Here is an 11403-nt window from a genome sequence, read left to right as displayed (position 1 = left end):
AGCTTGCCTCGCGATCTTTTCGACGTTTAAAAGATCGCGAGGCAAGCTCGCTCCTAGAAGGGCAGTTAAACCTGAGCCTGTTTAACCTGCGCTTCCAGCTCAGCTTTTAGCCCCGGATCAAGCTTGAGTTGCTTGGCCAGTTCATCCAGATAAGCCCGTTCACCGAATGCCTCTTCATCCACCAGGATGAGGCTGGCAATGTACATTTCTGCGCCGATTTCCGGGGTGGTGGCCGCGCTGGCGACTTCAGCCGGGTCCAGCTGTTTGTTCAGTTCAAGTTGCAGCCATTGCTGCAGTTGCGGATCGTGCTTGAGCTTGCTCAACTCGCCCTCGATCATTTGCCGCTCGCGATCGTCAATGTGGCCATCCGCCTTGGCCGCCGCGACCAAGGCTTTGAGAATCGCCTGGCTGTGCTCCTCAACCTGCACCGGCGCAACGCGATCAATGGTTTGCGGCGGGTGTTCGGGGGCCGTGCCCTGGCTGGCCTGCCAGTTGCCGTAGGCTTTGTACGCCAGCACGCCCAAGGCCGCCAAGCCCCCATAGGTCAAGGCCTGGCCACCGAACTTGCGGCCGCGCTTACTGCCCATTAACAGGCCCAGGACACTGGCAGCCATCGCCCCACCTCCTGCCCCCGAGAGCAGGCCACCGAGCCCGCCCGCACCCAGCACATTGCCCAATCCCCCTTTATTGGCACTGGCGCCAGAAGCGTTGTTTGACGCACCGGTCTTTTTCTCCAGCAGATCCTGGCCAGACTTCAGCAGTTGATCGAGCAATCCACGGGTGTTCATCAGCAACCTCCTCGTAACGGGTTCAGGTGACAGATCGGATTTCAGTCGCGCAGGTCCGATTCATGAATCGGCTGATCGCGATGGGTAGCACGCTGGTACTGCGCCGGCCAGATCGCTTTTCTGCCGCCCAGATCATCATCGGCATGCAGCGGCCAGTACGGGTCACGCAAAAGTTCACGGGCCAGCAGAATCAAGTCCGCCTGACCGGTGCGCAAAATATGTTCGGCCTGCGCCGGCTCGGTGATCATCCCCACCGTGCCCGTGGCGATGGCCGCTTCTTTACGCACACGCTCGGCGAATCGGGTCTGGTAACCCGGCCCCACCGGAATTTCTGCCGTCGCCGCCGTCCCCCCCGACGACACGTCAATCAGATCAACCCCCAGCGCTTTCAGACGCCGTGCCAGTTCAACCGTTTCGTCAGGGTTCCAGCCATCTTCGACCCAATCGGTGGCCGAAACACGGACAAAGACCGGCAGTTCTTTGGGCCACACTTCGCGCACCGCTTCGGTCACTTGCAGCACCAGGCGGATGCGATTCTCGAATGAACCGCCGTACTCGTCGAGGCGCTGGTTGCTCAGCGGCGACAAAAATTGATGCAGCAAGTAACCGTGGGCGGCGTGCACTTCAACCACCGAGAAGCCGGCTTCGAGCGACCGTTTGGCGGCATCGATAAAGGCTTGAACTATGCCCTGGATCTGTTCTGTATCCAGTTGTTTAGGCGCGGTGTGATTGGGGTCAAAGGCAATGGGTGAAGGCCCGACCGGCACCCAGCCGCCCTCGTCCACTTTGACGCTGCCATGCTTGCCCAGCCAGGGGCGATGCGTGCTGGCCTTGCGCCCGGCATGCGCCAGCTGAATCCCCGCCACGGCGCCCTGAGCGCGGATAAAGCGGGTGATGCGTTGCAGCGGTTCGATGTGTTCGTCGCTCCACAGCCCAAGGTCTTGAGCGGTGATCCGGCCATCGGGGGTTACCGCGGTGGCCTCGGTAAAAATCAGACCGGCACCGCCAACGGCCCGGCTGCCCAAGTGAACTAAATGCCAGTCATTGGCCAGCCCATCAACGCTGGAGTATTGGCACATTGGCGAGACCGCAATGCGGTTATTCAAGGTCAGTTGGCGCAGGGTGTAGGGTTCGAGCAGCAGACTCATGGGTCACCTCTCATTCCAGTGGGTAGGCTCCAGGCACTCCTTAGAGACTAGTCGACAACACTGGAAGAGGTGGGGTTCAAATGAGGGGGCATAACCGTAGGTGGGGCCGCGCCGTCTTCAACGCCGCGCTGTCGCGCATCAAACAGGCCACCGAATATCTTAAGCATCCCCCAATCGGTTCCCTCTCCTTCGGGAGAGGGCTAGGGTGAGGGAAGCCCTTAGATCAAAAGCAAAAGCAAAAGCAAAAGATCGCAGCCTGCGGCAGCTCCTACAGCGTTATTGGTCAGCCAAAAGGGGGCAGGCGTTAGCGCGGTTCGATGTGGGCGATCATCAGTTGCACGGTTTCGTTGCCGCGAAACTCGTTGAGGTCGAGTTTATAGGCCAGCTCGACCCAGCGAATGGTCGGGTTGGGCCACACTTCGCGGTCTACACCAAAGGCAATGCCGTCCAGTTTGACGCTGCCGCACTCGGTCTTAAGTACGACTTTCAAGTGCCGCTCGCCAACAATACGCTGCTCGACCAACTGAAACACGCCGTGGAACAGCGGCTCAGGGAAGTGCTGCCCCCACGGCCCGGCATGGCGCAACGCGCGAGCCAGTTCAAGGTGGAATTCTTCAATTGCCAAACTGCCATCAGACAGCAGCCGCCCGGTCAGGTCTTCTTCACGCAGTTGACGTCGGACTTCCTCATCAAATGCCTGAGAAAACAGTGGGAAGTTGGCTTCAGGCAATGTCAGACCCGCCGCCATGGCGTGGCCACCGTATTTGCTGATCAACTCCGGGTGCTGCGCCGCTACCACGCTGAGCGCATCACGAATATGAAAGCCCGGTACCGAACGCCCCGAGCCCTTGAGCATGCCGTCTCCGGCATCGGCAAAGGCAAAGGTCGGGCGGAAATAGCGCTCTTTGAGGCGCGAGGCCAGAATCCCGATCACCCCTTGGTGCCATTCCGGGTCGAACAGGCACAAGCCAAACGGCATGCTGTCCAGCGTCAATTCCTTGAGCTGGGCCAGCGCTTCACGCTGCATGCCTTGCTCAATGGACTTGCGGTCCTGGTTCATTTCGTCGAGCTGGGCGGCCATGTCCCGCGCCGCGTTGGGGTCGTCGGTGAGCAGGCACTCGATGCCCAGGCTCATGTCGTCCAGCCGCCCGGCCGCGTTCAGCCGTGGCCCGAGAATAAAGCCCAGGTCGGTAGAAGTAATCTTCGAATGATCGCGCTTGGCCACTTCCAGGATTGCCTTAAGCCCTGGCCGCGCACGCCCGGCACGGATTCGCTCAAGCCCCTGATGCACCAGAATGCGGTTGTTGGCGTCCAGCGGCACCACGTCGGCCACGCTGCCCAATGCCACCAAATCGAGCAATTCGGCGATGTTGGGCGCTTTGACCGTTTGATACCAACCCAAACTGTTCAAGCGTGCACGCAAGGCAATCAGGACGTAGAAGATCACCCCTACCCCGGCCAGCGCCTTGCTGGGGAACTCGCAACCCGGCTGGTTGGGATTGACGATGGCATCGGCCGCCGGCAGTTCGTTGCCCGGCAAGTGGTGGTCGGTGACCAGCACACTCAGCCCGGCTTTTTTCGCCGCCGCCACGCCTTCGACGCTGGAGATCCCGTTGTCCACGGTGATCAGCAATTGCGGCGAACGGGTCAGCGCCACTTCGACGATTTCGGGGGTCAGGCCGTAGCCGTACTCAAACCGGTTGGGCACCAGGTAGTCGACATGGGCGGCGCCCAGCAGGCGCAAACCGAGCATGCCCACGGTACTGGCGGTGGCACCGTCGGCGTCAAAGTCACCGACGATCAAGATGCGCTGGCGCTGTTCAAGCGCCACCACCAGCAAGTCCACCGCCGCGTCGATGCCCTTGAGCTGCTGGTACGGGATCAACCGCGCCAGGCTCTTGTCCAGTTCAGCTTGTGATTGCACACCCCGCGCGGCGTACAAACGCGTGAGCAGGGTCGGCATTTCGCCCAAGAAAGGCAGGGTTTCGGGCAGTGGACGAGGTTCGATGCGCATAACCGGGGGGATGTTCTCTTAAAGTGTTGAACCGAGTGAATTAACCGCGTTCGCCTTGCAGCCACTGCAACTGAACTTCGTGCTGGCCACGGTCGTCGGTCACGAACACGGTGCCTTCACTGATCATCACGTCCCACTTGATAACGCGTGGCATGTCTTTGGCCAGTACTTCCAGAATCTCTTGCGGAACGGCAGCGATGTTGACGTTTTTCAGGTTTTTGATCGCCGGGATGACCTTGCCTTCCCAGACGCGCAAGCTGCCATAAGCCAGCAAACTGGTGCGTTCGGTGCGGCGCGAGCACCAGGTCAGGCGGTCAGCATCGGGCTGGCCCACTTCGATCCAGTGCAGAACACGGTCATCCAGGCTTTTTTCCCACAGCGCTGGTTCGTCTACATCTGAAAGGCCTCGGCCAAACGACAGATGCTCGTTGTACCAAAGGGCGTAAGCCAGAAGGCGCACAGCCATGCGCTCTTCGGTTTCCGAAGGGTGACGGGCGATGGTTTGCTTGACGGTTTCATAGACCCCACGATCGAGATCGGTGAGGTTGAGTTCGAACTTGTAGGTCGTGGACGGCTGGGCCATGAACGGGCTTCTTGATACGGAGAAAGACGGCAAGTCTAACCGATCCGCCCATGTTCTGTGGGAGCGGGCTTGCTCGCGATGCAAACAACGCCGTCTATCTGAATCACCGAGGTGATGTTATCGCGGGCAAGCCCGCTCCCACAGGACGGGGTGCCACGACCTATGTTAAAACGCTGTTCTCGTTCGCTCTGCATAAGGACTCCGCATGTCGCTCGCCACCAAACCCCTTTCGGGCCTCAAGGTCATCGAGCTGGGCACCCTGATCGCCGGGCCTTTTGCCTCGCGAATTTGTGCCGAATTTGGCGCCGATGTGATCAAGGTGGAATCACCCGATGGCGGCGATCCCCTGCGTAAATGGCGCAAGCTGTATGAAGGTACGTCGCTGTGGTGGTTCGTGCAGGCGCGTAACAAGAAATCCCTGACGCTGAACCTCAAGCACCCCGATGGCCTGAACATCCTCAAGGAGCTGTTGGCCGAGGCCGACATCCTGATCGAGAACTTCCGCCCCGGCGTACTGGAAAAACTGGGCCTGGGCTGGGACGTGCTGCACGCCTTGAACCCTAAACTGGTCATGGTGCGTTTGTCGGGCTTTGGCCAGACCGGACCCATGAAAGACCAGCCCGGTTTTGGCGCGGTGGGTGAGTCCATGGGCGGGTTGCGCTACATCACCGGCTTTGAAGATCGCCCGCCCGTGCGCACCGGCATTTCGATTGGCGACTCGATTGCCGCGCTGTGGGGCGTCATTGGCGCCTTGATGGCATTGCGTCATCGCGAAGTGAATGGCGGCCTGGGCCAAGTAGTGGATGTGGCGCTGTACGAAGCCATTTTCGCCATGATGGAAAGCATGGTGCCGGAGTTCGATGTGTTCGGCTTTATTCGCGAGCGCACCGGCAATATCATGCCGGGCATTACGCCTTCCTCGATTCACACCAGCCAGGACGGCAAGCACGTACAGATTGGCGCCAATGGCGACGCGATTTTCAAACGTTTCATGCTGATTATTGGCCGCGAAGACCTGGCTAACGATCCGCAACTGGCCAGCAATGATGGCCGGGATGCCCGTCGTGACGAGCTGTACGGCGTCATTGACCGCTGGGTCGCCTCGCTGCCGCTGCAAACCGTGCTTGAACACCTGAACACGGCAGAAGTCCCCGCCAGCCGCATTTTCTCGGCCGAAGACATGTTCACTGACCCGCAATTTTTAGCCCGCGAAATGTTCTTGCAGGCCAAACTTCCTGACGGCAAAGCGTTCAAAATGCCAGGCATCGTGCCTCGGCTTTCTGACACGCCGGGGTCAGCCGAGTGGGTAGGACCGGAGCTGGGCGCTCACAATCAGGAGGTCTTGGCTGATTTGGGCTACGACGCCAGCGCCATTGTTAAATTGAAACAGGCAGGCGCGATTTAACCGTTAGCCGTTTTAAGGACCGCCAAGGAGACAGGCCCGATGACCAAGCGCTGGAAATGGCGAGGCATCTGCGCGGGGTTGATAACCTCGGCGATGTTTTTTTACACGCCCGGCGCGCTGGCGGCCGAAAAACTCATTTGGCTGGTGCGCGACCTGCCACCAATGGCAGTGCACGATGGCCCGAACAAGGATCAAGGCATCATCGATCGCTTGCTGCCGGTGCTGATCGCTAACATGCCGCAGTATGAGCATGTCATCCAACGGGTCAATCGGGCCCGCTCCCTGCAAATGCTTGAGGGGCCAGACCTGGCCTGCGATCCGATGCTGGTATGGAATCCTACCCGTGCCCTGAGCATTGTTTATTCCAGCCCGATCTTCGGTTTGCGCAGTAACGGGCTGGCCATTCGCCGTACCGATCAACAACTGATCGCGCCGTTTGTGCATGACCAGGCCGTCGACTTACCTGCCCTGCTAAGCGCTCAGTCCGTCAAGCTCGGCTTGGTGGCCAAACGCAGTTACGGCGTCTGGATCGACGATCAATTGTCAAAGAGCCCGACCACCCCGCTCTTTATTCATTACGGCAACGATGCCATGGGCAGCCTGCTGCAAATGCAACACGCCGGTCGCTTGCCGACGCTGCTGGGGTATTGGCCAGAGATTCAGTCAAAGGCCAAGCAATATGGCCTTTCATCCAAGGCGCTGGCTTTTTACCCGATTCAGGGTGCCCCGGCTTACCAAACCATCTACGCAGGGTGCACAAAAACCCCGGAAGGGCAAAAAGCCATTGCCGACATCAATACGGTATTGGGAAATCTGCCCCGGGATTCACTCGCGTCTGCGCAGACCTTTTGGATACAGGCCGATGATGGCAATGCATCAGCCCCCATCCCGGAGCAAGAGCCGACGGGGCCCTGACAAAAAAAGCACAAAAAAAACCCCGAGCAGTGGGGAGACAACTCGGGGTTTAACAAGGTCATGATGACCTGCTCAGCAAGCTACAAGTCTCGGAGCAAAAGACTTGATCTTGCTGATAAAAAATCTGACACAGCAAACTCGTTAAAGGTTCCCGATGCGCGGGATCAATTTTCACTTCATGCGCCAGCCCGTGTGCCATAAGCATCCAGCAAGCGTCCGAGGCCGTTAACGGTCACGGGTTTGGGCAAATACCCCAACACCTCCAAACCTTCCTCGCGGGCAGTGCGTACCGCGCTTTCGACTACATGCGGCGCGGCACAACTGAGAATAATCAGCGCCTGGGCTTCACGCTTGGTCGCCAACTCGCGAATCAACTCAAGCCCGGACAACCCTTCCAGATGCAAATCACAAATAGCCAGGTCAATGCCCCCGCATTTGGCCAATGAGCAACGGGCAGACTCGACACTCTCGGCAGCCAGCACGTCAAAAATGCGAAAGGCGTTCAACATTTGGTGTAACACCATCAGTTGAAAAGGATTGTCTTCAAGAATCAGAACTTTCATTGAGCGCATAAAGGGCCTTGGAAGAGTTCACGCACTATTGGCAAGGGGATCGACTTTAGTGCGATTGCCTAAGAATCGACATAAGACGAATCCTAAATAGATGTAGGCAAATTCATAAAAACAAAACTAATTGATGCCACCTTTAACCCTGATACCTGTCCATCTAGGGCATGAGAGTGTGCTAACCGCGAGTTATTGACCGGCGATGCAACCTGGACCAAAAACACCGCTAGACAAGATCGTATCTGCGGTGGCTAACCGTTTACCCCCATTTTTGGCGACTTTGACAGGTCAAACCAGCCTCCCACCACCCCTTCCAAATGACCTGAGCCCGAGTAAAAAGGCACAATCCAGCAACACACCTCACCACCAGCCGTTTTGAAGGCCTGGCTGCGCTTTTGAAAAAAAGGCTTACGGTTACGAAGCACTGACATCAACTCAGCATGAAACTGCTCTGCAATTTCAACGGATAAAAACGGCACTTCCGTCATGCGCCGCCCGTGAATCAGTTCTAGCCGGGTCGAAAAAAAATCTTCGTAAGTGCGGTTACAGGTGATGACTTGTCCTTCAAGCCCCTTCACAAAAATCGGACAGGGGATCGCATCAAAGAAGCGTTGCCCAAACCCCAGGCGGGCGCTTAAAGCGCTCTCGGCCAAGCGTGCGACGCGCAACTGGTTTACCAAGCGTCGGTTCCACATCACCAAGGCTCCCCCCAGGCCAATAGCCCCTGCCAGCCCCCCGTACAACAACGGTAATCTCGACACCTGCGGTTCGACCGGCATTTTTTTAAGGTCATGCAACCACTTGTGCCGCAGTGCCTGCATATCAGCCATGGGAATGGCTTCTAAGCCCTTGTTCAGTATGTCGAGCAGTTCCGGGAATTGATCCGCAACCGAAAAGTTGTCTGAGGCCCAACGACCATCGACACTTCGACCTACCTTCAAGTGCCTGGCCGGGTGCAGATACGCCTGTGTTTCATTCTGGATCGTGGCCAGCGCTTCGCCTTGCTCAACCAGATCACGTGCCTGCGCATAGTTCTCGACACTGCGCAGGATGATGTCGGGGTAGTTGCGCCGAATCATTGATTCCAGCGCATGCCGGGCCGGTAGCGCCAATACCTTGCCCGCGAGCTGATCCAGAGAACTCAGGCGAAAATCATTGTTGCGCACGACAAAGACCCAGGGAGCGCCGCCATAGGAATAGGTGAAATTGAGATACGCCTGACGCTCGGCATTCTTGGCCAGGGTGGTATTCATCTGCGCCTTGCCGCTTTTGAGCATCTCCAGGGTTTGCGCTGTTGAGGAGCTATCTTGATGGACAAACTGCAACCCGGTCATATGGGAAATACGCGCCAGAATATCCGCGTTCAAACCCTCCCAGCGCTCCTCACCGTTTTTGAAGACATACGGCGGGTATTGCTGAGAGGCCACAATAACCACCGGATTTTGCTTGATCCAGGCGTGTTCGCGCGGCATGAGTTGTATGTGTTGCTGGCCAATAGCGCCCAGATGCCCTGCGTGCCAACGCGAAAGGATTACGTGCCCCATCTCGTCATCCAGGCTGTTCAACGCGCGATCAATCAAGGCCTGCAACTGCGGATCATCACGGCGCACGGCAAAGGCAAACCCCGACTCCGGCAAAACACTCTGCCCCAAAACACGCAAGCTGGAGTAAGACCGCAGCGTCTTGAAGCCCCGGACAATGAGTTCATGGGCAACCAGTGCATCAATGTCGCCTTCATTGAGCGCTTCCAGCGCACTGTGCAAGGTAGGGGTGAGGATGATCTCGCTGTCGGGGTAGAACGCGTCGGCAACGTGTGCATCAACCTCGCCGTCGAGAAAGCCGATTTTTTTGCCTGCCCAATTCCCGTCGGGCGCTGCTGCTTCTTTGCCCACCATCACTGAGCGATCGGTCATGTATTCACTTGAGAACAGCAGGCCTTCAATACCGCGCTCGTAGCCGGTGGCGCTGGTCAGAATGTCGATTTTGCCCGAGAGCAGCGCTGCCACTGCCTGGTCACGCTTGCTGAACCCCAACACTTCAACCGTGACCCCCAGTTTGTCCCGCACCAGGCTGAGGTAATCGGCACTGATGCCCTGATAACGGTTGCGCTCGTTGGCGATATCCATGGGGGCGTAATCGCCAATGGAGATACCCACGCGCAGCCGGCCGCGTTCCTCCAGCCATTGCCGTTGTGAGTGATCGATCACTAGGGGTTTGAGGTCGATAAAGCTCTTAGGCAGCCGGAACGGCAAGCCTTGGGCCGCCTGGGTGCTGGTAGTGACGCTCACCAGCGCGATGCAGAGTACCCGCAATATCCATGATTTCAGCACGTGGGCAAAACGTGACATGACAGCCTCCTTGACCGGCTACTCGCCAGCATACGGAGGCGAAAACCGAGCAAGTTTGCCACGCACCCACAAAAAAGCCCGTCAGATGACGGGCTTAAAAGTACGTAAGAAAAAGACCCTTAAAGGGCTTTCCCACGGTTGCCATGCTGGCTGACAAAGGCCTGTACGGCTTTAAGGTCATTGGCCAAAACGGTGTAACGCTCTTCTCGCTCAAACAAGTCGGAAAGGTGAGCAGGTAGCTCCAGAGCTTTGCCTACACCCGCTTTCTCAACAGCCTCTGGGAACTTGACCGGATGCGCCGTCCCCAGAATAACCATCGGGATATCCAGGCTACGACGGCACTCACGGGCCGCCTTCACGCCGATGGCCGTGTGCGGATCAAGTACTTCGCCGGTTTCAGCGAACACTTGAGCGATGGTTTCGCAGGTTTGCTCGTCGTTGACCGCCAACGAGTCGAACAGACGGCGAGCTTCAGTCCAGCGATCGTCTTCCACGCTGAAGGTGCCGGTTTGCTTGAACGCGTCCATCAGGCCCGCAACCGCGGCGCCATTGCGACCATGCAGGTCGAACAGCAGGCGTTCGAAGTTCGACGACACCATGATGTCCATGGACGGCGACAGGGTCGCGTGCAGGGTCTCTTTGGCGTACTGGTTGCCGCTCATGAAGCGGTGCAGGATGTCGTTGCGGTTGGTGGCAACGATCAACTGATTGATCGGCAAGCCCATGTTGCGCGCCAGGTAGCCGGCGAAAATATCGCCAAAGTTACCGGTCGGCACCGAGAACGACACTGAACGGTGCGGGCCGCCCAGTTGCAGGGCTGCGTGGAAGTAGTAAACGATCTGGGCCATGATGCGTGCCCAGTTGATCGAGTTCACGGCGACCAGGCGTGTGCCCTTGAGGAAGCCCTGGTCAGCAAAGCTGGCCTTGACCATTTCCTGGCAGTCATCGAAGTTGCCTTCGATGGCGAGGTTGTGGATGTTGTCGCCAAACAGGGTGGTCATTTGACGACGCTGTACTTCCGACACCCGGTTGTTCGGGTGCAGGATGAAAATATCCACGTTCTCGCAGTGCTTGCAGCCTTCGATGGCCGCCGAGCCGGTATCGCCCGACGTTGCGCCAACAATGACCACGCGCTCGCCACGTTTGGCCAGCACGTAATCCAGCAAACGCCCCAGCAATTGCAGGGCAAAGTCCTTGAACGCCAGCGTAGGACCGTGGAACAGCTCAAGTACCCATTCGTTGCCATTGAGCTGACGCAGCGGTGCAACCGCGCTGTGAGCAAAGGCGCCGTAGGTTTCTTGCAGGATTTTTTTGAAATCGGCATCAGGAATGCTGCCGGTGACAAACGGGCGCATCACCCGGAATGCCAACTCGTGGTACGGCAGGCCTGCCCAGGAAGCGATTTCTTCCTGAGTGAAGCGTGGCAGGTTTTCCGGCACGTACAGGCCGCCGTCGCTGGCCAGACCGGCCAACAGAACATCTTCAAAATTCAGGGCCGGTGCCTGGCCACGGGTGCTGATATAGCGCATTTTTTTCAAACCTTCGGCTTGAGCGGCAAGCGGTTTAGCCCCAAGCCACAAGTAAAAGCAGAGTTGCCTTTAGCTTGCAGCTTGCAGCTTGAAACTTGCCGCTCTCA

Annotated in this window: 9 protein-coding genes; 2 read left to right on the top strand and 7 right to left on the bottom strand. The window is 57.9% G+C overall.

The window, feature by feature from the left end; translation table 11 throughout:
• Positions 1-65 precede the first annotated feature (65 nt).
• The 4 genes from QMX84_RS16700 to QMX84_RS16685 form a co-directional block, all read right to left on the bottom strand.
• On the bottom strand, positions 66-788 hold the full coding sequence (locus tag QMX84_RS16700; protein ID WP_282364297.1) for a tellurite resistance TerB family protein: 723 nt from the start codon (positions 786-788) through the stop codon (positions 66-68).
• 41 nt (positions 789-829) lie between these two features.
• On the bottom strand, positions 830-1936 hold the full coding sequence (locus tag QMX84_RS16695; RefSeq protein ID WP_123749697.1) for an NADH:flavin oxidoreductase/NADH oxidase: 1107 nt from the start codon (positions 1934-1936) through the stop codon (positions 830-832).
• A gap of 304 nt (positions 1937-2240) precedes the next feature.
• A complete protein-coding gene (recJ, locus tag QMX84_RS16690) occupies positions 2241-3950 on the bottom strand; it encodes a single-stranded-DNA-specific exonuclease RecJ (RefSeq protein ID WP_262124361.1) in 1710 nt (569 codons plus the stop codon).
• Between the two features lie 40 nt (positions 3951-3990).
• Positions 3991-4533 carry a YaeQ family protein gene (locus QMX84_RS16685; protein WP_048368162.1) on the bottom strand — a complete coding sequence of 181 codons (543 nt, stop codon included), beginning with the start codon at positions 4531-4533 and terminating at the stop codon, positions 3991-3993.
• Positions 4534-4738: 205 nt separating this feature from the next.
• Here QMX84_RS16685 and QMX84_RS16680 point away from each other — a divergent pair, with 205 nt between their 5' ends.
• Both QMX84_RS16680 and QMX84_RS16675 read left to right on the top strand, forming a co-directional pair.
• Positions 4739-5938, top strand: coding sequence for a CaiB/BaiF CoA-transferase family protein (locus tag QMX84_RS16680; RefSeq protein ID WP_262124363.1), 1200 nt, complete (start codon positions 4739-4741; stop codon positions 5936-5938).
• Between the two features lie 39 nt (positions 5939-5977).
• Positions 5978-6853, top strand: coding sequence for a TIGR02285 family protein (locus QMX84_RS16675; RefSeq protein ID WP_282364296.1), 876 nt, complete (start codon positions 5978-5980; stop codon positions 6851-6853).
• Positions 6854-7029: 176 nt separating this feature from the next.
• Here QMX84_RS16675 and QMX84_RS16670 read toward each other — a convergent pair whose 3' ends face one another.
• From QMX84_RS16670 to thrC, 3 genes are all read right to left on the bottom strand, one after another.
• Positions 7030-7416 carry a response regulator gene (locus QMX84_RS16670; RefSeq protein ID WP_153333417.1) on the bottom strand — a complete coding sequence of 129 codons (387 nt, stop codon included), beginning with the start codon at positions 7414-7416 and terminating at the stop codon, positions 7030-7032.
• Between the two features lie 254 nt (positions 7417-7670).
• Entirely contained in the window at positions 7671-9767 is a 2097-nt protein-coding gene (locus QMX84_RS16665; protein ID WP_282364295.1) for a transporter substrate-binding domain-containing protein, read from the bottom strand.
• A 119-nt stretch (positions 9768-9886) separates the two neighbouring features.
• Positions 9887-11296: a threonine synthase gene (gene thrC / locus QMX84_RS16660; protein WP_153333559.1), complete on the bottom strand. Its 1410-nt coding sequence runs from the start codon at positions 11294-11296 to the stop codon at positions 9887-9889.
• Between the last annotated feature and the right edge of the window lie 107 nt (positions 11297-11403).

The sequence above is a fragment of the Pseudomonas sp. PS01297 genome, assembly GCF_029959305.1.
Classification (GTDB): Bacteria; Pseudomonadota; Gammaproteobacteria; order Pseudomonadales; family Pseudomonadaceae; genus Aquipseudomonas; species Aquipseudomonas helleri.
Note: the sequence above shows the minus strand (reverse complement) of the source record. Positions and strands in the feature narration are given on the sequence as shown.